At 70.4% G+C, this 23,031-nt stretch carries 19 protein-coding genes, 1 tRNA gene and 1 pseudogene; 12 read left to right on the top strand and 9 right to left on the bottom strand.

Translation table 11 applies throughout. The features are described from left to right. Positions 1-143: 143 nt before the first annotated feature. Complete coding sequence (locus tag AB0F61_RS14680) at positions 144-1,790, top strand: hypothetical protein (RefSeq protein ID WP_357808886.1); 1,647 nt, start codon at positions 144-146, stop codon at positions 1,788-1,790. Positions 1,791-1,794: 4 nt separating this feature from the next. Here the strand turns inward: AB0F61_RS14680 and AB0F61_RS14675 are convergent, their stop codons facing one another. Then, positions 1,795-2,565 carry a CPBP family intramembrane glutamic endopeptidase gene (locus AB0F61_RS14675; RefSeq protein WP_357808883.1) on the bottom strand — a complete coding sequence of 257 codons (771 nt, stop codon included), beginning with the start codon at positions 2,563-2,565 and terminating at the stop codon, positions 1,795-1,797. A gap of 145 nt (positions 2,566-2,710) precedes the next feature. Between AB0F61_RS14675 and AB0F61_RS14670 the strand changes: the two genes are divergently transcribed. Next, a complete protein-coding gene (locus AB0F61_RS14670; RefSeq protein WP_357808879.1) occupies positions 2,711-3,826 on the top strand; it encodes a globin domain-containing protein in 1,116 nt (371 codons plus the stop codon). A 68-nt stretch (positions 3,827-3,894) separates the two neighbouring features. Here AB0F61_RS14670 and AB0F61_RS14665 read toward each other — a convergent pair whose 3' ends face one another. Further along, complete coding sequence (locus tag AB0F61_RS14665) at positions 3,895-5,424, bottom strand: peptide deformylase (protein WP_357808876.1); 1,530 nt, start codon at positions 5,422-5,424, stop codon at positions 3,895-3,897. A 329-nt stretch (positions 5,425-5,753) separates the two neighbouring features. Between AB0F61_RS14665 and AB0F61_RS14660 the strand changes: the two genes are divergently transcribed. Further along, positions 5,754-6,530 carry an IucA/IucC family C-terminal-domain containing protein gene (locus AB0F61_RS14660; RefSeq protein WP_357809000.1) on the top strand — a complete coding sequence of 259 codons (777 nt, stop codon included), beginning with the start codon at positions 5,754-5,756 and terminating at the stop codon, positions 6,528-6,530. 12 nt (positions 6,531-6,542) lie between these two features. On the opposite strand, the gene AB0F61_RS14655 is transcribed toward AB0F61_RS14660, so the two are convergent. Continuing rightward, positions 6,543-8,378 carry a hypothetical protein gene (locus tag AB0F61_RS14655; RefSeq protein WP_357808873.1) on the bottom strand — a complete coding sequence of 612 codons (1,836 nt, stop codon included), beginning with the start codon at positions 8,376-8,378 and terminating at the stop codon, positions 6,543-6,545. 212 nt (positions 8,379-8,590) lie between these two features. Between AB0F61_RS14655 and AB0F61_RS14650 the strand changes: the two genes are divergently transcribed. After that, positions 8,591-9,301, top strand: a complete 711-nt coding sequence (locus tag AB0F61_RS14650; protein ID WP_357808870.1) for a class I SAM-dependent methyltransferase — start codon at positions 8,591-8,593, stop codon at positions 9,299-9,301. A gap of 62 nt (positions 9,302-9,363) precedes the next feature. Here the strand turns inward: AB0F61_RS14650 and AB0F61_RS14645 are convergent, their stop codons facing one another. Next, entirely contained in the window at positions 9,364-9,906 is a 543-nt protein-coding gene (locus tag AB0F61_RS14645; RefSeq protein ID WP_357808867.1) for a YbhB/YbcL family Raf kinase inhibitor-like protein, read from the bottom strand. Between the two features lie 137 nt (positions 9,907-10,043). On the opposite strand from AB0F61_RS14645, the gene AB0F61_RS14640 reads away from it, so the two are divergent. Next, the gene (locus AB0F61_RS14640) at positions 10,044-10,196 is read left to right on the top strand and encodes a hypothetical protein (RefSeq protein WP_357808864.1); all 153 of its coding nucleotides are present in this window, start codon (positions 10,044-10,046) and stop codon (positions 10,194-10,196) included. Positions 10,197-10,835: 639 nt separating this feature from the next. Here the strand turns inward: AB0F61_RS14640 and AB0F61_RS14635 are convergent. Further along, positions 10,836-12,047: a helix-turn-helix transcriptional regulator gene (locus AB0F61_RS14635; RefSeq protein ID WP_357808861.1), complete on the bottom strand. Its 1,212-nt coding sequence runs from the start codon at positions 12,045-12,047 to the stop codon at positions 10,836-10,838. Between the two features lie 667 nt (positions 12,048-12,714). Between AB0F61_RS14635 and AB0F61_RS14630 the strand changes: the two genes are divergently transcribed. Both AB0F61_RS14630 and AB0F61_RS14625 read left to right on the top strand, forming a co-directional pair. After that, on the top strand, positions 12,715-13,797 hold the full coding sequence (locus AB0F61_RS14630) for a hypothetical protein (protein ID WP_357808858.1): 1,083 nt from the start codon (positions 12,715-12,717) through the stop codon (positions 13,795-13,797). 75 nt (positions 13,798-13,872) lie between these two features. Continuing rightward, positions 13,873-14,092: pseudogene (locus AB0F61_RS14625) on the top strand (integrase); the annotation flags it as partial. 106 nt (positions 14,093-14,198) lie between these two features. Here AB0F61_RS14625 and AB0F61_RS14620 read toward each other — a convergent pair. Beyond that, a tRNA-Ser gene (locus AB0F61_RS14620) sits at positions 14,199-14,285 on the bottom strand. 162 nt (positions 14,286-14,447) lie between these two features. Between AB0F61_RS14620 and AB0F61_RS14615 the strand changes: the two genes are divergently transcribed. Then, complete coding sequence (locus AB0F61_RS14615; RefSeq protein WP_357808855.1) at positions 14,448-15,422, top strand: NAD(P)H-quinone oxidoreductase; 975 nt, start codon at positions 14,448-14,450, stop codon at positions 15,420-15,422. Between the two features lie 32 nt (positions 15,423-15,454). Here the strand turns inward: AB0F61_RS14615 and soxR are convergent, their stop codons facing one another. Beyond that, positions 15,455-15,913: a redox-sensitive transcriptional activator SoxR gene (soxR, locus tag AB0F61_RS14610; protein ID WP_357808852.1), complete on the bottom strand. Its 459-nt coding sequence runs from the start codon at positions 15,911-15,913 to the stop codon at positions 15,455-15,457. Between the two features lie 47 nt (positions 15,914-15,960). Here soxR and AB0F61_RS14605 point away from each other — a divergent pair, with 47 nt between their 5' ends. After that, a complete protein-coding gene (locus AB0F61_RS14605) occupies positions 15,961-16,656 on the top strand; it encodes a transketolase (protein ID WP_357808849.1) in 696 nt (231 codons plus the stop codon). A 5-nt stretch (positions 16,657-16,661) separates the two neighbouring features. After that, positions 16,662-17,555 (top strand): transketolase, encoded by an 894-nt coding sequence (locus AB0F61_RS14600; RefSeq protein WP_357808997.1) that lies wholly within the window; start codon positions 16,662-16,664, stop codon positions 17,553-17,555. On the opposite strand, the gene AB0F61_RS14595 is transcribed toward AB0F61_RS14600, so the two are convergent. Beyond that, positions 17,541-18,248, bottom strand: a complete 708-nt coding sequence (locus AB0F61_RS14595; protein ID WP_357808846.1) for a glycosyltransferase family 2 protein — start codon at positions 18,246-18,248, stop codon at positions 17,541-17,543. The genes AB0F61_RS14600 and AB0F61_RS14595 overlap by 15 nt on opposite strands. A gap of 124 nt (positions 18,249-18,372) precedes the next feature. Between AB0F61_RS14595 and AB0F61_RS14590 the strand changes: the two genes are divergently transcribed. Next, positions 18,373-20,595 (top strand): glycosyltransferase family 39 protein, encoded by a 2,223-nt coding sequence (locus tag AB0F61_RS14590; protein ID WP_357808843.1) that lies wholly within the window; start codon positions 18,373-18,375, stop codon positions 20,593-20,595. 140 nt (positions 20,596-20,735) lie between these two features. Continuing rightward, positions 20,736-22,337, top strand: coding sequence for a ricin-type beta-trefoil lectin domain protein (locus tag AB0F61_RS14585; protein ID WP_357808840.1), 1,602 nt, complete (start codon positions 20,736-20,738; stop codon positions 22,335-22,337). A gap of 39 nt (positions 22,338-22,376) precedes the next feature. Here the strand turns inward: AB0F61_RS14585 and AB0F61_RS14580 are convergent, their stop codons facing one another. Further along, positions 22,377-22,976 carry a hypothetical protein gene (locus AB0F61_RS14580; protein ID WP_357808836.1) on the bottom strand — a complete coding sequence of 200 codons (600 nt, stop codon included), beginning with the start codon at positions 22,974-22,976 and terminating at the stop codon, positions 22,377-22,379. Between the last annotated feature and the right edge of the window lie 55 nt (positions 22,977-23,031).

Here is a 23,031-nt window from a genome sequence, read left to right as displayed (position 1 = left end):
GGTGATCCGCAGACCACCGCGCCCGAGAATACAGGTCGCGACCCGCCGGGAGCAAAACGACTTCCGGGGTACGCCCACCAGGGCCGCCCGCCCCCGTGTTTCAGCGCTGTGCGGCGGCGTGATCCGGACTACGCTCCATCGATATGCAGGAGCAGCCGCCCAGCGAGTCGACCCGTCGAGAGCCTGCTGAAAGAGCGCGCCGGCGCTCCCCGCGGCCCACCTTCACACCGCCGACCGCCGCCGAGCAGCCCGGGGAGACGGTGCCACCGCCGGCAGCCGCTCCGGCGAGCCCGCGTCCGCGACGGGCCAAGCCCGCCCCGGCGGTGATCTTCCAGCCTCCGGAGCCGGACCGCCCCCTGCCTCGGCAGCCGGTCCGCTCGTCCCCCGCACCGAGCGCCCCACCCGAGGACGCCGCACCCGAGGACGCCGCACCCGCCCCAGACCTGGCCGGCCCGGAGAAGGCCCGACCTGCCGCGGACCAGGCCGGCTCGCCGGTAAAGGCCGCACCCGCCGCAGACCTGGCCGGCCCACCCGAGAAAGCCGCACTCGCCACTGACCAGGCCGGCCCACCCGAGAAAGCCGCACTCGCCACTGACCAGGCCGACCCACCCAGGGAAGCCACAACCGCCGCAGACCAGGCCGGCCCGCCGACGGAGCCCAGGCCCGCAGCCAACCGAACCGGCCCGCCCGAGGAGTCCGCACCGGCCGCCGACCAGCCCGACCGACCCGCAGGCGGCCGGCAACCCTCCGCCGCGAAGTCGGCACGCACGCCGACGGCCCGTAGCACCCCCCGGAAGGCCACCGCCCCGAAGGCCACCGCCCGGAAGGCCACGAAGTCGTCAGCCACAGCCCCGGCCGTGCCCGCTGCGACCAGCACGACGGACAGCCCGACCAGCCAGACACCGACCCCGGCCAGCCCGACCAGCCAGGCGTCGACCCCGGCCAGCACGACCGCGCCGACCAGGAAAGCCGCCGCGACCAAGAAGGCCGCTCCTGCTGAGAAGGCGGCCAACCCGACCACGCAAGCCACCACCCCGGCCAGGCGCACTGCCTCCCCGGCCAAGGACGCGGCGACCCCGCGCCGGGCCACGGAAATCGCCCCGGCACCGCAGCCCGTTGCGGTAGGAGCGCAGGTCAGCAACACGGCGCCGGCTCTGGGGCGTACCCCGGAATCGGAGCTGCGGGCGGTCGCCGCGCGCGTGCTCGATCACCCGGGCTTCGCGCCCGAGTTGTTGGCGCTGGCGGCGGTGCGGTCGCTCGGGCCCGGCGCGGCCGACTGGGCCGCGCGGCTGCGCGACAGGTATCCGGACGCTCCGGCGGACGGTCTGGCCCGGCTGGTGACCCGGCGGTACGTGCGGGCGGCGGGCGCGGGTGGGGCGACCGCGGCGCTTGCTGGTTTCTTCGCGCCGCTGGCCGAGTTGGCCTCGGTGTTGTGGACGCAGGCGAACCTCGTGTTGCACCTGGCGGCGGTGTACGGCAAGGACCCGGCGCATTTCGACCGGGCCGTCGAGCTGCTGGTGCTGACCCAGGTACACCCGGATTCGGCGAGCGCGCGGGAGGCCCTGACTGCGGCGCAGACGGCGGGTGATCCGGTCGAGGGCGCCTGGCCTCGGGCGGCGGAGGCGGCCTGGCGGTTGGCCGCGCCGCTCACCGCGCAGGCCGGCGGTTGGGTGGCGTTGCGGCTGGTGGCCCGGCTGCTGCCGGGCGCGGCGGTGCTGGCGGCGGCGCTTGGTGACGCGGCGGCGGCCGACCGGCTCGCCGCTCGGACGGTGGCCGCCTACCGGCGCTGACCCGTCAGAGCCAGTCGAACCATTCCTTGGGCAGCGACGCGTAGCCGACGAAGGCGACCACGTCGAGCAGGGTGTGGGCGATGATCAGCGGCAGCACCCGCCGGGTACGCAGGTAGAAGAGGCTGAAGATCACGCCCATCACCGCGTTGCCGACGAACGCGCCAAAGCCCTGGTAGAGGTGGTACGAGCCGCGCAGCAGCGCACTGGCCGCGATGATCGCGGCGAGCCGCCACTGGAGCTGGCGCAGCCGGGTGACCAGGTAGCCGACCACGATCACCTCTTCCAGCACGGCGTTCTGCACGGCGGCGAGGATCAGCACCGGGACCGCCCACCAGACCGGCGGCAGCGCGGCCGGCACCAGCGTGGCGTTGAGGCCGAGCTGGGCCGCGACGAAGAACAGGGCCAGTCCGGGCAGGCCGATCAGCGCGGCCAGACCGGCGCCGCGGGCCAGGTCCTGGCCGGGCCGCCGGGCGTCCACGCCGAGGGTCCGCGCCGGGTCGCCGGGGTCACGGCTGAGCAGGTGTACGGCGAGCAGCACCGGTAGCAGCGCGAAAACGATGCCGAGGAGCTGGTAGGTGAGGTCCAGCCAGGGCCGGGGCGATGCCGACGTGTTCAGCGAGGCGGTCTGTTTGGAGAGCGGACCCTCGGCGGTCAGCTTCGCGATGATCGAGACCACGGCGTAGACCGCCGACTGGCCGAGGGACAGGCCGAGGACCAGCAGCGTTTCGGTGCCCAGCAGGCGGCGGGACACCGGGCGGGTCAGCTCAACGGTCACCGCACCACTCTGCCCGACGGGCGACGTCGGTGGCACGGCCGACCGGCCAGCATGAGCCGATCGCACATTCTGTGCGACCAGTCGACACTCTCCGTGGAGATTCTATGGGCGCCCGATCCGCTGCCGACTGGAGGAGGAGCGCCCCGTGGACAACCTGGCACGGTTGCTGAAGGAGAGCTGGACCTTGGTCGAGGACGATCGGGCCCGCCTGACCGGGCACTTCTACGCGCGGATGTTCCTGCTCGACCCCGCCCTGCGGCACCTCTTCCCGGTGCAGATGACCGGCCAGGGCGACCGGCTGCTGGAAGCGATCATCACGGCGATCCACACGGTCGACGACCCGGAGAGCTTCGCCGAGTTCCTGCGGTCGCTGGGTCGCGACCACCGGAAGTACCACGTCGACGATCGGCACTACGCGACGATGGGCACGGCGCTGCTGGACGCGCTGCGCCGCGTCGCCGGCGAAGGCTGGAACCTGGAGTACGACCAGGCGTGGCGGGAGGCGTACGAGGCGGTCGCCGCCCTGATGGTGGCCGGGGCGGCGGACGACGACGGCCCGCCGTTCTGGCACGCCGAGGTGCTGACCCACAAGCGCTACGGCCCGGACACCGCCGTGTTGACCTGCCAGGCGTTGCAGCATCCACTGCGTTGGCAGGCTGGGCAGTACGTCAGCCTGGAGGTGCCGCGCCACCGCCCCCGGGAGTGGCGGAACTACTCGGTGGCGAACGCGCCGAACGACGACAACGTGCTGGAGTTCCACGTCCGGTCGCCGGGAGCCGGTTGGGTGTCCGGTGCGCTGGTGCGTCGGGTGCGCCCGGGTGACCTGCTCCGCCTGGCGGCGCCGATGGGGTCGATGACCCTGGACCGCTCCTCGGAACGGGACATCCTCTGCGTGGCCGGCGGGGTCGGCCTGGCACCGATCAAGGCGCTGGTCGAGGAGTTGACCACCTTCAACCGCACCCGGTGGGTGCATGTCTTCTACGGTGCCCGGCAGGCGGCGGACCTGTACGGCCTGGCCGGGTTGCAGGAGTTGGTCGCCGCACACCCCTGGTTGTCGGTCACCGCGGCGTGCAGCGACGAGCCGGACTTCGACGGTGAGCTGGGCGACATCCCGGAGGTGGTGGCCCGGTACGGCCCGTGGACCGGGCACGACTGCTACGTCTCCGGCTCGGCCCGGATGGTCCGGTCCACGCTGCGGGTGCTCGCCGCGGACGAGGTGCCGCCGCCGCACATCCGCTACGACACCTTCGGTGACCTCTAGACGTTCCTCCCCCCACACCGGGGCGCGTGCCCCTGCCCCCTGGGGCACGCGCCCCGGTCCCTCGCCTGTCAGTAGCGCCAGGGGTGGCCGGTCTCGCGGTATTCCTCGACCGGCACCAGCGGCACGCCGGGTGCCATCCGGTCGACGTAGAGCCGGCCCTCCAGGTGGTCGATCTCGTGCGCGACGAGCCGAGCCATGCCGAACTCGAACGAGGTGATGATCCGGCTGCCGTCCCACTGGGCGTGCTCCACGTCCAGCCGCAGCGGCCGGGGCACCAGACCTCGGTGATCGAAGAAAGACAGGCAGCCCTCGTACTGCTCGTCGGTGTCCGGGTCGGCGTCGACGACTCGGGGGTTGAGCAGCACTACCGGTTCCGCCGACCGGTCGGGGGGCCGCACCACGGCAGCCGCCCGGCCGATGCCGAGTTGCGGGGCGGCGACGCCCACCCCCTTGCTGAACGGGTGCAGTTCGTCGAGTCGGGCCAGCGTCGTGGTGAGCCGGTCGACCAGGTCGCGCGCGACCTGCTCCTCCGCCGGCAGGTCGAACGGGCGGACGCGCTGACGGAGCAGGTCGTCGCCGCGCTGCACGATGCCGAGGCCGCGCATGCGGTCGCTGGGTCGCACCCGGACAGCGCCGGGCGCGTTGTCCGGTTCGGTTTCCGGTCGGGCGCGAAAGCGCCACTGCATCCGGTAGCGGGCGTTCAGCGGCGGGTCGTCGGTCTGCCACTCGTAGATCGCCCGGTCACCCTCGTCGTGGCGCTGCGGTGCCGTCCGCAGCGGGCCCTCCTCCGCGGAGAGCGAGGTTTCCTCGCCCCAGACCTGCGGGTCGAGCGCCACGGGCAGGTCCAGCCGTACGGCGAGTTGTCGGGTGGGTAGCCGGACGGCCCGCTGGAACCAGGGGCCCCACTTCTCGTGCCCGACGCTGTACGCGTACTCGATGGTGGCCCGGTCGCCCGGATAGAGCGGGAAGCGCCGTTCCCCGTTCTCGAAGAGCAGCCAGATTTCCTTGAACGCGTCCCGGTCGTGTTTGGCCCGCCAGTGCATCGGCTCCGGGTCGCCGCTGCCGTCGTCTCGGCGGCCCTGTAGTTGCAGCTCGGCGAAGGTGAGTTGGTGCTCGCGGTGGTGCCGGTTGGAGCGGCCGGGATCGTTCGGGTAGCGGTCGACGGCGACCCGGATCAGGTAACGGGTAACCGGCTCGGTCCCGGCGTTGTACAGCTCACGGTGGATCATGCAGCGGTAACCCTCGTCGGTGTGGGTGAGGGTGGCGAGTTCCCGTTCCACGACGAGGCCGGTGCCGGGCGGCAGCCACTGTCCGGGCAGGTGCTGCTCGCGGTGCGGCTGGCCGGCGCGGGCGTGCCGCAGGTCGTCGTACTCCCGGAAGCGCTGCCAGATCGCGCCGTTGGCCTCCAGGACCGCCTCGGCCCGGCGGGCGAAGTCCTCGGTGGGGCGGTGCCGGCGCCCTTCGACGTGGCTCACGTACGACGGGTCGAACCCCATGAGGACGGCCAGTTGTTTCTTGGACAGCCCGCGCCCGGTCCGTTGCCTGGCGAGTTCGGCCGCGAAGGAGTCGGCAGCCCGTTCGAGGGGTGAGGTCGTCATCAGCTTCCTCGCGGCCGGGGTATTAAGTTTCACGTTCTGTGCGTGAGCACACACGCAAGTGGCATCTTTTCGACACACTGCTTGACAATCCACCGACCACCGTCAATCGTGCGGCGCTGTTTCTCGGCACTCACGGCGGGTAGTAGGCGGAACGCGGAGCGCCCGCGCACCGATAGCCGGTGACCTGGGCCTCCCCGGTCAGACCAAGGTGAGGCTTCCCTTAGACCTGCGACTCTGGTTAGGCTAGCCTTAGCTCAGGACGGCGCTGGCCGTCCGCCGGGGTACGTTCCCGGTCACGCGGACGGGGGATGACTCAGGTGACAGCGGTGATGCCGAGGCGCGATGCCGTCACCACGCCGCTCGCCCCCGTCACCGCGGCGCTCCGGGCCATGTTCGGCACCGACGACGTTCCCGGGCTCGCCCGGGGCCTGGTGGTCGACGACGAGTTCGGCTGGGCGCCGGCCACCACCCTGATCGACGGCAGTCGGCTGCCGGAGTTGCTGCGCGGCGCCGCCGTCCGCTGGGGTGGCACCCCGCACGCGTGCGCGGCGCTTGCCTGGAAGTCGTACAGCTACTGGACGTCGCTGCCGGTCGTGCTCGGCTGGGCCTCCGCCCGACGGGTGCCGCTTGTCGATCCGTCCGACGTGCTGATCCACTTCGAGGACCACCGGCCGTTGCTCACCATGGGCCTGCGTCGCGGGACCACCGTCGCGGTGCTGCCCAACGACCCGTTGGCGCTCGCCGGCCTGCCGGAGGTGCGGGTCGTCGCCGACGAGGCGGAGCTGCTGGCCGCGCTGCGCGCCGCACTGCTCGACGCGCACCTCGCACCGCTCATCACGGCGATCCAGTCGGAGGTCCGGGTGGGCACCCGGACGCTGCTCGGCTCGGTCGCCTCCGGCATCGCGCACGGCATCCTGCGGGCCGCCGACGGCCTGCCCGGCTCGACGGTGCAGAGCATCGACACGCTGCTCGGCGCGCTCGACCTGGCCGACCTGGTCGAGCTGGTGCCGGGGCCGACGGGTGAGCCGAGCGTGCAGCGGCGCACCTGCTGCCTGGCCTTCACCCTGCCCCGCCCGAAGGTCTGCCAGGGCTGCTGCGTCCGTTAGAGCTTCGTCGGCTCAGTCGGTGAACGACCGGACGTCCCACACCCACACACCCCCGGTCAGGACCGGCTGGATCCCGGTCAGCTCGGTCATCCCCCGACGCAACGCGGTCTCGTGCTCGTGCGGCCCGAGGATGACCACCCCCGCCCGCCAGAAGCGCAGGTCGTCGACAGCGCGGACCCGCGCCTGCGGGGTGATCGGCGGCACGGCCCCGGTACGCCTGATGGTGGCGAAGAAGCTGCTGGTGGGCCGGGGCGGCGCACCGAACAACGCGACGCGCGGGGGATCGGCGCTCGGGCGGGTGTCCGGACCGAGGAAGTAGCCACGGGCCAGCGGCATGTCCAGCCGGGTCTCCGCCGCCCACCGCAGCGGCTCGGCGTACGTGGTGTCCGGCAACGGCAGGGTCACCACGCTGCGCCCACCTGCCACGTACGGACGCCAGGCCCCACTCGTCACGAAGGTGGGGACCGGATCGAGGTGGGCCACGGGCAGCGGAGTGGGGACGATCGGCAACAGGGCCATCGTGAGCACTGTCGCGGTGACGAAACGGACCTGCCCCCTGGCGCCCGGGTGGGAGCCGGCCAGTTCGCGGGCACGTTCGGCGCCGTAGGCGAGGAGCAACCCGATGATCGGGGTGATCGCCAACGCCCACCGGGTCGGCACCACCGAGTGCAGGATCGGCAGGTTCTCCAGCGCCGCCCAGGGGCCCGGCACCCCCGTACCCCGGTTGTCGAAGCGGACCTCCCGGCCCAGCGAGAGCACCGCGAAGAGCAGCCCGAGCGCCGCCAGCGCGAGCACCACGACCGAGCGCCGCAACCACCAGACCAGGGCGACCACCAGCACCACCAACGCCCAGCCGAAGAAGCTGTTCTCCTCGGTCGGGTTCTTGGCCAGGCCCGCGGCGGTGCGCGGGCTACCGGCGAGTGACTCCCGGGAGTACGCGACGAACGACGCCAGGTCGCTTGAGTAGCCGCGGATCAGCCGGGACAGCCCGGAGTACGCGTCCGGTCCGAAGAACTGCACGTACAGGGGGTACGCCAGCAGCAGCGCGGCGACGCCGGCGGCGACGGCGAGGCCGGCGAGGAAGGACCGGGCCCGCGAGCGTAGCTCGGCACGACCGAGGGCGAGCACGCCGACGACCACGCCGAGCCCGATCGCGGTCATCAGCAGGATCTCCAGGTTGAGGAACGCCTGCCAGACGATCACGAGCGCGAGGAGCACCCCGTTGCGCAGCCAGCGGCCCGGTTCGCCGAGCCGCAGGGTCCGCCAGATGATCAACGGGACGACGAACTGCGACACGATGTTCGGGTGCCCGTTGGCGTGCGACACCATGGCCGGCGCGAACGCGCAGAAGCCACCACCCAGCCACGCCGGCCCGCGGCTGCCGATCAGGACCCGGGAGAGCACGAAATACCAGGCGGTGGCGGTGGCAATCATGCCGGCGGTGAGAAAGACCAGGAACGCCACTCTCGGCCCCAGGAGCAGGGTGACGGGCGTCAGTGGCAACGAAATGGATAATACGGACGTATTAGCCATCAGATTGACGCCGTCCGGGACGTTCATCTGATTGGAATGGAACGGATACGCAAACTGTGTGACGACTCGCGCACCGTGCGCCATCATCCATTCGAACTGCGACTGATCGGACCGGTTGTCCCGTACGCCACTGCCCGGGTCCAACCAGAGGCGAGCGGTAACCCACAGGCCGACAACCACGAAGCTCGACACGGCAACCAGATCGGCCCACTTCCCCCAACGGGAAGACTGAACACGACCCTGCTCCTCCTGCGCCGACGGCGCGACAGCCGGACCGTCGCTGCCGCTGGGCGGATCCGGCTCAGGAGTAGTCATGACAATTCACAGGGTAGTCAGGGCATGGCGCTGCCGTGACATGTTTCGGGGTACTGCCGTACTATGTGCCGGGTTCGCCGACCGCCGATCACGAACCTACCCCCGACCACAATTCGGCCACCCCCGATGCCCCGATTCTTCTGCCGTCCCAGCGGATGATTCACTCTGTCGGTCCAGGCACGGGTCGAGTTCATATCGTGAGGAATCGACGCATGGCAGAAATCACTGGGGATCAGCGCGTTCAGTCCGAGGTGTTGGAAGGCCTGGCGACCGCTGTCAACCACCGTCGCTGGTTCATCGAGCTGGCCGTGCCGTACCTCGGCGACGACCCGATCGAGATCGGCAGCGGCCTCGGTGACTACGCGCTGGAGTGGTCCGAGCTGCTGCCCCGGTTCACCGCGACCGAGGCCGACCCGGACCGGCTGGTGCAGCTCAAGGAGCGCCTCGCCGACCGGCCGAACATCGACGTCCGGCAGATGCTGCTGCCGCACAACGACCGGGGCGACTACAGCGCCGCGGTCTCGTACAACGTCCTGGAGCACATCGAGGACCACGTGGGCGCGCTGAGCAGCATGCGCGACCTGGTCCGACCCGGCGGTGCCGTGGTCATCATCGTGCCGGCGTTCCAGTTCGCGATGGGCCCGGCCGACATCGCCACCGGGCACGTGCGCCGCTACACGAAGAAGACCCTGCACGCGGCGATGACCGAGGCCGGCCTGACCGTCGAGAAGATGCACTACGCCAACGCGCTGGGGCTGATCGGCTACTTCATGGCGACCAAGGTCTTCCGGCTGATGCCGAAGGAGGGCCCGATGGTCAAGGTGTACGACACCGTCGTCCTGCCCGCCACCAAGGCCGCCGAGCAGCTCGTCCGCCCCCCGTTCGGCCAGTCGGTCTTCGCCGTGGCCCGCGTCCCGTCCTGACCCGACCACCCCGCGATCTTGCACTCACCCTCATGGTCAAGCGCAAGATCGCGGGGTACGGATCACTCCTTGATCTGGTAGGTCGGGCGGATCACCGCTCGGGCCAGGGTGTGGAACGTGAGGTTGAAGCCGACGTAGGCGGGGCTGGCGTCCGGGGTGAGGTCCAGCCGGTCGACGTCCACCGCGTGTACCGCGAAGACGTACCGGTGCGGGCGGTCGCCGGGCGGCGGAGCCGCCCCGCCGTAACCCTGCTCGCCGTAGTCGTTGCGGACCGAGAACGCCCCACCGAGGTCCGTGCCGGCCGCGCCACCGGCACCGCTCGGCAACTGCGTGACCTCGACCGGCACGTTCACGAGCACCCAGTGCCAGAAACCGCTGCCGGTCGGTGCGTCGGGGTCGTAACAGGTCACCGCGAAGCTCTTCGTCTCGGCGGGGAAATCCGACCAGGTGAGCTGCGGCGAGACGTTGTCACCCCCGGTGCTGCCATGCGCGTGCCGGGCGTCCATCGGCTCACCGTTCTGCACGTCGTCACTCGTCAGCGTGAACGAGGGCAACGTCGGCAGCAGCTCGTACGGGTCCGGGGCGATCGGTCGTTCCAGGGTCATCAGAACGCGTCCTTCCGGTGTGCGGAGATATCAGCCCCTTCTTACCCCGTTCCGGGGCTGCCGACGACCGGTTGGGGCACTGTCCGGAGTCGCCCGCGCGGATATGATCATCGCCGCGACGTCCACGGGGGAAATTCTTGAACATCTGGCGCGACTTCCTGGTCGCCGTCGTCACCGCGCTCCGCAAGCCGGACGAGCAGTCGCTCGCCCGGGAACGCCGACGCGCGGTCGAGCGACTGGCCGAAGAGACGATCCGCGAGGACCGGCGGGCCGCAGACCCGCCGGAGTGACCGGGGCGCTCAACGCGCCCACCGTACAAAGCGCTCGAACAGTTCGGCCGCAGGGACGGCGGGCAATTCGGTCACCGCCACCACGTGCAAACTGCCCAGGTACATGGACAGGCCAACCCGGTCACCGCCGTACGCCTCGGACAGCCGCACTCGGGCGGGAGCGCAGGGCCACGGCGTGTCCTGCTCGCAACTACGACATGTCCACTCGGGCCGACGCGGGATGTGTTGGTCGGCGAGGCGGCTCGCCAAGACGGCGGCAGCCCGTTGGCACTGCACTGATCGGGCATCCACGGCCGCTCTGACAGTGGTGGGGACCTCGCCCATCATCGACCAGTACCGCCGTCGCGATTGCCGGCGGAGTGACGCCGAGCTTGAGCCAACAACCGGTCCCGGGCAGCTTCCTGCTCCGCGCGTTGGATCGCCGGGCCGGTAGCACCGAGCGGTACGGAAGCCGCCAGTCGCCTAGCTTGCCGACGGAGCAGGTTGAACGGCCAGATCATTGCTGCGCCCTCCCGTCTCGCGGCGGCTAGCGCCCCAACCGGAGGCGATAGCCGCACACTTACTGCGATCGTGGGAACACGCTAGGCAGCGATGGGGGGCGTGCAGGGTACGCGGCGTACCCAGCGACAGGAGGTACCCCTACAGCTCTGGCACCGCGATCCTGCTCTCCAGTTGGATCGCCTCGGCGCGGATGGCGGCCGGCGCCTCCCTGGACAGCCGGCCCGCCAACTCCTGAGCCGCTGGTGAGTATCGGACCGTCTCGGGAGAGGTGGACTCCGCGAGGCCCAAAAGGTGAAGCGTCGCCTCCGGTGCCCCTTCCAGGTCGGCAGAGCGAGCCAACTCCACGTAGTGCCGGCCCCGCCGTTCAGTCGACGGGATCGACGCCGGGTCGAGCGAGTGCGCCCGCCGTTGCGCCTCGTCAGGATCGCCCAGGTCGACCGCGCACATGACCGCGTACACGTCGACCAACGGCCGCGACACCCGGGTACGAAGACCGACGAAACCGGTCGGTAGGGCCTGCTCCACCACTCGACGGGCGGTATCCCAGTCGGACCAGGCGCCCTGGTCGCCGGTACGAGCCCGCGTCAGTGCCATACACAGATGCAGGTCGGCCAGCATCTCGGCCCACTCGCTGCCACCATCGGCGACTCGGGGCTCGATCAGGCCGCGAGCCTCCCGCAGACGCTCCAACGCCTCGTCGCCCCGGCCGACGGCGCGCAGCAGGTGCGCCGCGTACCAGGTGGACTGGGCGATGGCGAGGGGGTCGTCAGCGTCGAGGGCCGCTGCCATACCGCGGTCGACGGTCAGCCAACACAGCTCGCGGTCACCGTGCCAGGCAAGGTAAGCCTGCGCGAGGTGATGCGCCTGGGCGAGCAGAGCGAGGCTGTCACGCCGGTCGTCGCCGGTATGCAGCCGGGCCGCTCGCTGAGTGGCTTCGAGCAGCCCGGGCAGGATGACGCTGACCTCGGTGCGCTGATGCCGAGAGGTGTGCCAGGTCTGCCACGCGGAGTCGACAGCGCCGCGCAGATAGTCGGGGGATTCCGGCTCACCAGAGACGGAGATGTGCCAGGAGGTCAACGCCCGACGGACATCGCCGATCGCGGGGTGGCTGGGTCGGCCATCGAGGGAGAGGGTCACCTGCGGCCCGAACAAATCACCAAGGTCACGTACGCCGAGGTGCGGAGCGACCTGCTGGGCGGCCCGCAGCGTCAAGCTCCGACGCCCGTTCTCCACGAACTTGATGGTGGTTGGCGACAGTCCGGCAAGGCCGGCGAGCTGTTCGCGAGACAGGCCGGCGGCTCGACGAAGCCGCTCGACGCGCTGGCCGGGAGTGAGTTGCTGATCCGCCATGAGGCACCTCGCCGTGTCGGGTACATCGTGTACCCCGACCGTACGCCGCAATGAGGCACCCGTCGATGCCCGCGCCGCCCGCCGCGCAGCCTCGACGCAGATGATCGACTCGCGTTCAGTGATATCGGGGCATCCCTGAACACAGGACACCCCGACTTCCGGGAAGCCGAGCGGATTACGCTCGGCGTCGCTCGTAGCCGCTTGACCAGCACGAACGGTCATCCTGCTTGGCCGGATGCCGCTGATTTGCCGAAACGGCCTGCGGAGCAGCAGAGATCTACCCTGGCGGCTCTGCGGACCCGCACTGTCAGCTTAGGAACCGTACAAGATCAGCTCGCAGTCAGCACTGTTACCAGCCCGGCAACCGTTCTCGTAGCCTGGAGTGACCTGGCCCGGCCGCGCGTAATGGCCCGCTAATGGCGCACCGGCGCAGGGCGGGTGCACCGGGCCGCGCACGTCCTGCTCAAGGTCTACGCCTTATCCATCAACGGTCGAGACGAGGCGGCCTGGAGGTGGTTCAGGATGCGAAAGCGACTCCCGACCCACCAAGAACGCCTGACCGATCCGGCGAGGGCTGGCGCGACGAGGGCGGTAGTCGCCCTAGACCCTCCGCCTACTTATTGCGCTCCTGCCGGCCGCACTGCACTGTAAAGCAGTGACTAGATCCGTGACATGGAGTAGCTCAGACAATGCGCTGGTTACCCCACATGGCGTTATTGAACCGTTCAACAAGAAAAATCACGAGTTCGAGTGCGGATTTGACGCTGCCAAGGATATTGTGATGAGCGATCTTGCCGAGGCATTCGCCGAGATCAACCAAACCCTCTCCTACGCTCCACAAGGGGAGGTCAGCCTGACGGTCCAATCTGAATACGATCAGCCGAACGCTTGGCGGCCCTTTTCGACCCGGTATGACACCTTCGCGTATTGGGAAAAGTGGGGCTTGATCTTTGACCCGCAATACCAGTATCCGGCGTCGACTGACAGGGCGAAATCGCTCACAGCGATCGAACCTCTTCTGAAATCCCATGGCGGCAAACTGCTAGAGATTGCGTACCACGGAGGCGTTGGCGACGAACCACCCTGGCTGGACTTCAGGGCGACCTTCCCGAATGACAACAGAGTTGGTCAACTTATCGCACTTAGCCGCATATTCGAAAACCTGATCGCCAACGACGCAATCACACCAAGCTCACCTGCCGGCGCATTTGCGCTCGTGGTATCCGGCATGCCTGACGCCTTGCTTGGTCAACCGGAGTCGCAGTGGCTTGAGGTGAAGCAGAAGGGATACGGACTCGAAAATGATCGCCAAAAACATGAGCTCGCACTTGATCTTGCAGCTTTTGCGAACTCTGAAACTGGAGGCTTGCTGGTTGTTGGTCTCTCAACACGCAAGGACAGCGGGGGGCAGGATACGATTTCCGCGTGCCATGGCTGCACTCCTGGCTCCCTGAATGTCGACTCATACACGGAAGTAGTCAAGCACCGAGTAGTACCCGCCATCGAGGGCCTTGATATTCGTGTTGTAGCCCATAAGGACCGTCATTTGCTCGCAGCGCTCGTGCCACCTCAACCACAACAGTTTCAGCCATTTCTAGTCCGAGGTGGTCTTATTAGTGGAGATCGAGTGAGCGGGGCAGCATTCACGATTCCGCGCAGAATGGGCAGTGAGAAGTGGAACATGTCGGCCGAGGCCGTACATTCGCAGCTCGTCGCAGCACGCATCGCACTCCGTGGAGAGGGCGGCTAAGAAAGCGCAGAGGGCGAGCACATGGCTGGCTTATAACCATCGGCATCGGCGGTAGCGCCAAGATTCAGCTCGGCGGCTGCGGTGTCGCTCTGGCTGAACGCTGGTGTACCGGCTACCCAGGTCGCCGAGTGGGCAGGGCACAGCGTGCACGTCCTGCTCAAGGTCTACGCCTCGTGCATCTGGTCAGGACGAGGCGGCACGGAAGCGGATCGAGGCGGCGCTAGCCACTCCCGACCAGCAGGAGAGCGGTCGACCGGCCGACGAAACTTTGCCGCCCATTTGCCACGACGAGTGAGACGCGGCGGCCCCGAACGGGACGAAGTGAGACTGACTCGCCATTCGCAGAAGCGCCCCCCGCCAGCGTTCGCGCTGGTCAGGGGGCGTTTTTGCTGTCCAGAGGGCGGAGGGTGTGGGATTCGAACCCACGAAGACATCGCTGCCTTACCGGTTTTCAAGACCAGCGCCATCGGCCACTAGGCGAACCCTCCTGGGCCGCCACCCGCGGGCGTACGGCCACGCATAGTCTGCCACGGCTCCCGTCGGACGGCCCGGCGTCCCTCCCCGAACGCGGCGACCAGGCCATTCGGGCTGTCCACTGTGGGCTGCCGGGTGCGCCTGCGACAGCCGACGAGATCGGGAAGACTGGGCCCATGCGAGCCATCACCATTCCCGAGCCCGGTGGACCCGACGCGCTGGTGTGGGCCGAGGTGCCCGACCCCGAGCCGGGCCCCGACGAGGTGATCGTGGATGTGCGGGCCAGCGGGGTCAACCGCGCCGACCTGCTGCAACGGCAGGGGCACTACCCGCCGCCGCCGGGCGCACCCGCGTACCCCGGGTTGGAGTGCTCCGGGGTGATCACCGAGGTCGGGTCGGAGGTCGCCGGGTGGGCGGTCGGCCAGCAGGTGTGCGCGCTGCTGGCCGGCGGGGGGTACGCCGAGCGGGTCGCGGTCCCGGCCGGGCAGTTGCTGCCGGTGCCGGCCTGCGACCCGGTGGACGCCGGGGCGCTGCCGGAAGTGGCCTGCACGGTCTGGTCGAACCTGATCCAGGTGGGTCGGCTCGGCGCGGGTGACACGCTGCTGGTGCACGGCGGGGGCAGTGGGATCGGCACCTTCGCGGTCCAGTTCGGGGCGGCCCTCGGCGCGACGGTCCTGACCACCGCCCGGGAGGCCAAGCACTCCCGGCTACGTGAGCTGGGCGCGTCCCTCACGATCGACTACCGGGAGCAGGACTTCGTCGAGGAGGTCCGACGGGCCACCGACGGTCGGGGCGCGGACGTCATCCTGGACATCATGGGCGCGTCCTACCTGGGCCGGAACGTCTCCGCGCTGGGCACCGGCGGCCGTCTGGTGGTGATCGGGATGCAGGGTGGGCGGAAGGCCGAGTTGGATCTCGGCGCGCTGCTGACCAAGCGGGCGAGTGTCGCTGCGACGTCGCTCCGCTCCCGGCCGATCGCCGAGAAGGCGGAGATCGTCCAGGGCGTACGGGACGAGGTGTGGCCGTTGATCGAGGCCGGCACGGTGCGGCCGATCGTGGACCGGCGGGTGCCGATGAGCGAGGCGCCGACGGCGCACCGGCTCGTCGAGTCGAACGACCACTTCGGCAAGGTGCTGCTCACGCGCGGGTGAGAGGGCGGGCCGCCGGCCGAGCGCGCCGACAGTCAGACGAGCGTGTCGTCCGTCGGCCGGGGCAGCATCAGGCGCGCGCCCGGCCCCTCGCCGGCCAGCGCGTCACCCGGGTTGTTGAGCGTGCAGCGTTGCAGGGACAGGCAGCCACAGCCGATGCAGCCGTCCAGGTCGTCGCGGAGGTTGGTGAGCAGCCGGATCTTCTCGTTTAACCGGGCACGCCAGGTCGCGGAGAGCCGCGCCCAGTCCTGCGGGCTGGGCGTGCGGGCCTCGGGGAGCGACTCCAACGCCGCCCGGATCTCGTCGAGCGAGACGCCGACCTGCTGGGCGATGCGGATGAAGGCGACCCGGCGCAGCTCGGCGCGGGCGTACCGGCGCTGGTTGCCGCCGGTACGGTCGGCGCGGATCAGCCCGAGTCGCTCGTAGTAGCGCAGCGCCGACGGTGCCACGCCGGAGCGGGCGGACAGCTCGCCGATCGTCAGTAGATCCTGCATCACCAGGTCCTTGAGTTGAAGTGCACTTCAAGTCACACAGTAGTGGCATGACCACCACACTGCGCACCGACACGGGGTCCCGGCTCCCCGGGCTGATCCGACGACTGACCGGCGACGAGAAACACGCACCGAGCGCGCACTCCACCATCGACGTGCTCCAGGTGCTCTACGACCGGGTGCTGCGGGTCACCCCCGACACCGTCGACGACCCGGAGCGGGACCGGTTCCTGCTCTCCAAGGGCCACGGGCCGGCCGCCTACTACGCGGTGCTCGCCGCGCACGGCTTCATCCCGGACGCCTGGCTCGACGACCTGGCCGGGCCGGACAGCCGGCTCGGCCACCACCCGGACCGGCGGCTGGTGCCCGGGGTCGAGATCGGCTCCGGTTCGCTCGGTCACGGGCTCGGACTGGCCGTCGGCACCGCCCTCGGCCTGCGGGCCCAGGGGCTGCTCACACCCCGGGTGTACGTGCTGCTCGGCGACGCCGAACTGGACGAGGGATCCAACCACGAGGCGATCGCGTACGCCGGGGCGACCGGCCTGGAGAGCCTCACCGCGGTCGTGGTCGACAACTCCTCGGCCACCCACGGCTGGTCCGGTGGCATCGCCAGCCGTTTCACTGTCAACGGCTGGACCGCCGACACCGTCGACGGCCGGGACCACACCGCCCTGCACCGGGCGCTGACCGGGCACCGCCCACGGCGGCCACACCTGGTGGTCGCCCGCATCGAGAGCGAGGGATGACCGCCATGCGTGCCGCCTTCACCGACAGCACCACGGCGCTTCTCGACGAGGACCCGCGTACCGCACTTGTCGTGGCCGACATCTCGGCCAGGCAGTTCGCTCCGGCGAGTCGACGGCACCCGGACCGGGTGCTCAACGTCGGTATCCGGGAACAACTGATGATCGGTGTGGCCGGTGGGCTCGCCCTGACCGGCCTGCGCCCGATCGTGCACTCGTACGCGACGTTCCTGGTGGACCGGGCGTACGAGCAGATCAAGTTGGATCTCGGCCATCAGGGCGTGGGCGCGGTCCTGGTGAGCATCGGCGCGTCGTACGACGGGTCGGCGGAGGGTCGGACCCACCAGTCACCCGGGGACGTGGCGCTCTTCGACTCTCTCGGCGACGGCTGGACGGTGCGGGTGCCCGGCCACCCGGACGAGGTCGCGCCGCTGCTCCGGCACGCCGCGACAAGTGACGACCGGGTCTACCTGCGACTCAGTGAGCAGCGCAACGCCGAGGCGCACCCGGACGCGGGCCGGCTACGGGTGCTGCGGCAGGGCGGGATCAACGCGCCACTTGTGGTGGCCGTCGGGCCGATGCTCGACGCCACGTTGGCGGCGACCGAGGCGATGGACGTGACCGTCGCGTACACCCACACGCCCCGGCCGTTCGACACCGCAGGGCTACGGGCGCTCGCCGGGACCGAGGTGGTGCTCGTCGAGCCGTACCTGGCGGGCACGTCGAGCGCCGTCGTCTGCCGGGCGATGGCGGACCTGCCGCACCGGCTGCTCGCGCTCGGAGTGGGTCAGACGGACCTGCGACGGTACGGCAGCCCGGCCGACCACACCCGGTGGCACGGCCTGGACGCCGCCGGTCTGCGGCTGTCGATCAGCGCGTTCCTGGGCTCAACGCGCGGATGAGGTGGCGGGACGGCGACGTGCGCGCTCGCGACCGAGGATCCAGATCGCCTCGACGCCGTCCTTCCAGGTGATCTTCTTGCCCTCTTCCCGGCCACGTGCCCGGTAGCTGATCGGCACTTCGTACGGCCGGATCCGGCGGCGCAGCAGCTTGCCGGTCACCTCGGCCTCCATGCCGAAGCCGCGCGAGCGCACCTCGAGCGACCGGTAGAGCGCCACCGGCATCAGCTTGAAGCAGGTCTCCAGGTCACCGATGTACGAGTTGAACAGCACGTTGGCCGCCATCGTGACGCCCTTGTTGCCCATCACGTACCAGAAGCTGTAGGCGCTGTGGCTGCCGAAGGTGCGATTGCCGTAGACGACCGTGGCGCGCCCGTCGAGCACCGGGTCGAGCAGCTTGGGTATGTCCTGCGGGTCGTACTCCAGGTCGGCGTCGAGGATGACCATGTAGTCGCCCTCCGCGCTGTCGACGGCCGTCTTGATGGCGGCACCCTTACCGGCGTTGCGCTGGTGGGTGATGACCCGGAGGCGTGCGTCGTCGGCGCGACCGAGGACCTCGCCGGTGCCGTCCCGGCTCCCGTCGTCGACGACGACAAGCTCGATCTCGCAGGGATAGTCCACCGCCAATGCCTGCTTGAGGGCATCCGCGATGCGTTCTTCCTCGTTGAAGACCGGCATCAGGATCGAGAGCTTCACGGGAATCTCCACGGTGGCGACGACACGTCGGGCATAGCCTAGCCTGGCTGGTCAGCCCGACGTATGCCGCCACCGACGGGCAGTCGGCGTGGCGGTCCCAGACCAATGGTGTTTACTTCCCGCCATGTCGGCTGCCGGCTCCCTGCTCGCGGTGGTACCCGCCGCCGCGGTGCTCCTGCTCACCGTCGTGACGAGGCCGCGCAGGGCCGCCGGGGTGGCGCCGCTGCGGCTCGCCGTGGTGCGCGCCGCCCTGCTCAGCGGGGCGTACGCGGTGCTCGTCGTCGAGGTGCTCGGCGCGGCGCACGCGCTGACCCGGCCGGCGTTCGTCACCGCCTGGCTGCTCTTCCTGCTCGCGTGCGCGGCGGCGGCGTGGCTGCGCCGGCGCCGCGACGCCGCTCCCGCGCACCAGGCCGCGGCGGCGCCCCGGCCGGTGCCGGTCGGCGCGGCGGTGCCCGCCGGCGTCGGCCCGGAGCCGTCCGCGCCGACCGCCGTCGTCGGCCGGGCCGGGCCCGACCCGGACCAGGTCGGTCGGGTACGCGGCGGCCTGCTCGCCAGGGCGGTCGACGCCTGGCGTACGGCGGGTCGGGGTGAACGCCTGCTCGCCGGCACGGTCGGCGGGCTGGTCCTGGTGGAGTTGCTTGTCGCGCTGCTGGCCGAGCCGAACAACTTCGACTCGCAGACGTACCACCTGCCGAAGGTGGAGCACTGGGTGGCCCAGGGCGACCTGGACTTCTGGCCGACCGCCATCCACCGGCAGGTGACCATCCCGCCCGGTGCCGAGTATCTGCTGCTGCACCTACGCCTCCTGACCGGCGGGGACCACCTGTACAACCTGGTGCAGTGGGCCGCCGGGGTGCTCTGCCTGCTGGTGGCCGCACGGATCACCGCACAGCTCGGCGGCGGCCGGCGGGCCCAGTTGATCACCGCGTTCGTGCTGGCGACCACGCCGATGGTGGTGCTGCAGGCGACAAGCACGCAGACCGATCTGGTCTGTGCGGCATGGGTGGCCTGCGCGGCGACACTGGTGCTCGACGGGCTGCGCCAGCGGACCGGTTGGGGTGCCCTGCTCGGGTTGGGTGCGGCTACCGGGCTGACCGCGGTGACGAAGACCAGTGGCCTGATCGCGGTGGGTCCGTTGCTTGTGCTCTGGGGGTTGGCGCAGCTTCGGCTGGCCCTGACCACCAGGGCACCGGCCGGCGAGGTGCCGACTGTTCACCCCGACCCGGCCGGCGAGGTGCGCACGTCCCGACCGGTCGCCCAGGTGGGGCGCGTTCTCTGCGGTTCGGTGCTGATCATGCTGGTGGCGGCCGTGGTGGTCGGCCCGTTCCTGGCTCGGGTGACCGCCGAGTTCGGGCATCCGCTGGGCCCGCCCCGGTTGCGTGAGTCGATCCCGATGGAGCGGCACGATCCGCCGTCGATCCTGGTCAATGCGCTGCGGATCGGGCACACCGCGTTCGACACGCCGCTGGCGCCGCTGCGTCAGCTCGGCGGGAAGGCGATCATCGGCGGGGCGGACGCGATAGGCGTCGACCCCCAGGACCGGGCGATCACCTTCGGCCGGGAGAACTTCCCGGAACCGGCCTGGTACCCCGACGAGGACCGGGTGGCGTTCCCGGTCGCCGGGGCGCTGGCGTTGATCGGTGCGGTGGTCGCGTTGGCCCGGCCACGCCGGATCGACAGCGATCAGGCGGGGCCGCTGCGCGCGTACGCGGTGGTGGTGCTGGCTACCGTCCTGCTGCACGCCTCGATGATCAAGTGGCAGCCGTGGGGCAACCGGCTGCTGCTCTACGCCCTGGTGCTTGCCGTGCCGCTCGCCGGGCTGTGGCTGGACGCGCTCCTGCGCCGCCACGCCAGCCGCACAACGGGCACGGCTGGCCCTCGGCGACGGTCGGTGGCTGCTGGGGCGGTGGTCGTCGTGTTGGCCACCTCGGCGTTGGCCGGGGTGCTCGCGCTGTCGTACGGCTTCCCGCGCCGGCTCGTCGGCTCCGGCTCGGTCTTCACCACCTCGGACTGGGACACCCGGTTCCTGCGCCGCCCGCAGTGGGCGGACGAGTTCCGGTGGGCCGCGGCGGCGGTCCGTGACAGCGGTGCCCGGCGGATCGGGCTGGTGGAGCAGAACGACAACTGGGAGTACCCGTGGTGGCTGGTGCTGCGCCAGCCGGACGGCGGCTCGCCGGAGCTGGTGTCGTTGCAGTCGGTCCTGCCCGAACGGCCGCCGGCCGATCCCACCTCGGTGGACGCGATCGTCTGCACCGGTAGTCGGCCCGCCTGCGCCAAGCTGGTGCCGGCCGGCTGGCGGTTGGAGTTCCGCGGCTACGTGGGCTACGCCCTGCCGCCCGGCCGCTGACCTCGCGCCCGGATCGTCCGATCCGGGCGGTTCTGCAGCCCGCGCGCAAGGATCCGAGGCGCATTCACATCCATTGATCCGCACGTTACCGTCTGGTAACTCAGTCGACGTCCCGCGGCTGAGCCGAAAGGAGTGCGTCGATGCCTGCAATCCCCGCCAGGCCCGAACGCGCGACCCGACGACGGGCCAGCACCGTCGCCGTCGCCGTCGCCGCTCTCGTCCTACCGATGCTCGCCGGACCGGCCACCCCCGCCACCGCCGCCGACCGGCCGGCCATCCAGCCGCTCCCCGCCAACCTCGAAGCCGTACGGGCCGCCGAGGCCACCGCCCTCTACGGCAGCCCCGCGATCCGGCCGATCGAGCAACGTCGCACCGCACTTGTCACGATGGGCGACAGCGAGATCTCCGGCGAGGGCGTCGGCAACTACGTCCCCGGCACCCACCAGGACGGCAACTGGTGCGACCGCTCGTACGACCAGGCGGTCTTCCGGACCGGCATCCCGTCGGACACGCAGTACAACCTGGCCTGTTCCGGTGCCACCCCGTGGAACCTCATCGCCGGCGGACCGACCCAGCACAACGAGCTGAACCAGGGTGACCACCTGGGCATCAAGGCGCGCAACACGCACGTGAAGCTGATCTGGGTGGTGGTCGGCGCGAACGGTGACGGCACCATCCAGTTCGGCCCGGTCGCCACCGACTGCGCCATCCGTCGGGTCCTCTTCCAGGGGGCCTGCTACCCCACCTACACCGACCAGTGGACGATCCGCACCGACGGCAGCCGGCAGGCCGTGACCGACGCGCTCACCGACATCCGGCAGACCATGACCGACGCCGGCTACCTGCGCTCGGACTACGAACTGGTGCTCATGTCGTACCCGAGCCCGGGTAGCCCGGACGTCGAGGACAACCCGAACTTCCCCGGCTGGTACTCCGGCGGCTGCCTGCTCTACCTGGCCGACGCGGCGTTCGCCCGGAACAAGGCCGTGCCGATGTTCGAGTCGGCGCTGCGGTCGGCCGCCGCGAACACCGGCACCCGCTACCTGGACGCCAGCCGACTCTTCCACGGCCACGAGGTGTGCACCGACAACACCTCGGTCCGCGGCCTCTTCATCGAGGTCGGGATCTGGAACGAGAACGCCGCCCGGCAGTCGTTCCACCCCAACGCCCGGGGGCACGGCATGTTCGCCCAGTGCATCACCCAGTTCTGGAACTCCGGGCAGGAGCGGGCGAGCTGCGTCGACCCGGCCAGCACCGGCGGTGGCGTGCTCTACCCGGGGCTGCTGGAATTCAGGCAACTGCGCAACCTGGCCACCGGCACCTGCGTCGACGGCAGGGGGTACGACTCCCGCAACGGCACGGTGCAGCAGCCGTACACCTGTCACGGTGGGCGTAACCAGGGCTTCTGGTACGACCCGACCCGGCGGTCGCTGCACTCGGAGCTGTCCCACGACCGCTGCCTGGACGTCGCCAACAGCTCGATGACCTCGGGCACGGCTGTCAACATCTACGACTGCAACGGCACCGGCGCCCAGCAGTTCGTCTTCGCCGGCAACCAGCTCAAGCCGGCGGCGGCGAGCAACCTCTGCGTGGCGTTCGACAACCCGTTGCTGGGCAGCTCCCGCCTGCGGTTGGCGAGTTGCTCAAGCAGCACCCGGCAGCAGTGGTCGTTCGAGGCCCGTACCGCCGCCAACCCGGTCGGCTACGGTCACGACGACTTCATCGGCTCCCGCGTCTACTGACGGAAGGAGGGGCCCCTGATCGACTCAGGGGCCCCTCGTTCACTTGGCCCGGGGGACGAGGATCAGCCGGGCCGTCCCCTTGTCGCCGTCCTTCGCGCCGGCGACACCGACAGTCGCGCCGACCTTGACCTCGCTCGGCTGCACCGTGGCGCGCCGCTCGACGACCCGCAGGTCCTCGCCGAAGGTCCAGGTCATGGTGAAGCCGTCGGTGGACTTGACGGTCATCGAGTCACCGTCGATCGCGGTCACCTCGCCGCGCTGCACGGCGACGTTCTGCGTACCGCCGTCCTTCACCTTCACCACCGCCTCACCGTGCAGGGTGTTCTTACGCAGCAGCACGCGGGCCTGCCGGCGCTTGCGCCACTCCTCGCCGCGCTTCTCCCGGGCCTTCTCGGCGGCCGTGGGGGAGGCGCCCGGCGCCGGGGTGGCCGGCGCGGCCACGGTCTGCACGTCCAGGTCGTCGGCGTCGAAGCCCATCGCGGCAAGCGCCTGGCCCTCCACCCCCATCGCGGCGGCGACCTCGACGGCGGCCTCCCGGGCGGGTTGGCTGGCCACCTCTGCCGCACCGCAGCCGGTGACGCCCAGCGTGACCGCCGCGAGCAGTGCCGTGGTGCCGGTGGCGAATCCCCAACGTGGCATGACGTTCCCTCTCGTCCGTGGAGCCCTCAGCATTCCCACCGAGCACGAGCGGAGC

Origin of the sequence: Micromonospora sp. NPDC023888 (assembly GCF_040639415.1) — a bacterium.
In the GTDB taxonomy this organism is placed as follows: Bacteria; Actinomycetota; Actinomycetes; order Mycobacteriales; family Micromonosporaceae; genus Micromonospora.
Note: the sequence above shows the minus strand (reverse complement) of the source record. Positions and strands in the feature narration are given on the sequence as shown.

Excerpts from the sequence above, each read along its gene's own strand:
- AB0F61_RS14680 (WP_357808886.1), top strand. The coding sequence starts at position 144 with ATGCAGGAGCAGCCGCCCAGCGAGTCGACCCGTCGAGAGCCTGCTGAA.
- AB0F61_RS14665 (WP_357808876.1), bottom strand. The coding sequence starts at position 5,424 with ATGACGACCTCACCCCTCGAACGGGCTGCCGACTCCTTCGCGGCCGAA.
- AB0F61_RS14660 (WP_357809000.1), top strand. The coding sequence starts at position 5,754 with ATGCCGAGGCGCGATGCCGTCACCACGCCGCTCGCCCCCGTCACCGCG.
- AB0F61_RS14655 (WP_357808873.1), bottom strand. The coding sequence starts at position 8,378 with ATGACTACTCCTGAGCCGGATCCGCCCAGCGGCAGCGACGGTCCGGCT.
- AB0F61_RS14650 (WP_357808870.1), top strand. The coding sequence starts at position 8,591 with ATGGCAGAAATCACTGGGGATCAGCGCGTTCAGTCCGAGGTGTTGGAA.
- AB0F61_RS14645 (WP_357808867.1), bottom strand. The coding sequence starts at position 9,906 with ATGACCCTGGAACGACCGATCGCCCCGGACCCGTACGAGCTGCTGCCG.
- AB0F61_RS14635 (WP_357808861.1), bottom strand. The coding sequence starts at position 12,047 with ATGGCGGATCAGCAACTCACTCCCGGCCAGCGCGTCGAGCGGCTTCGT.
- AB0F61_RS14615 (WP_357808855.1), top strand. The coding sequence starts at position 14,448 with ATGCGAGCCATCACCATTCCCGAGCCCGGTGGACCCGACGCGCTGGTG.
- soxR (WP_357808852.1), bottom strand. The coding sequence starts at position 15,913 with ATGCAGGATCTACTGACGATCGGCGAGCTGTCCGCCCGCTCCGGCGTG.
- AB0F61_RS14605 (WP_357808849.1), top strand. The coding sequence starts at position 15,961 with ATGACCACCACACTGCGCACCGACACGGGGTCCCGGCTCCCCGGGCTG.
- AB0F61_RS14600 (WP_357808997.1), top strand. The coding sequence starts at position 16,662 with ATGCGTGCCGCCTTCACCGACAGCACCACGGCGCTTCTCGACGAGGAC.
- AB0F61_RS14590 (WP_357808843.1), top strand. The coding sequence starts at position 18,373 with ATGTCGGCTGCCGGCTCCCTGCTCGCGGTGGTACCCGCCGCCGCGGTG.
- AB0F61_RS14585 (WP_357808840.1), top strand. The coding sequence starts at position 20,736 with ATGCCTGCAATCCCCGCCAGGCCCGAACGCGCGACCCGACGACGGGCC.
- AB0F61_RS14580 (WP_357808836.1), bottom strand. The coding sequence starts at position 22,976 with ATGCCACGTTGGGGATTCGCCACCGGCACCACGGCACTGCTCGCGGCG.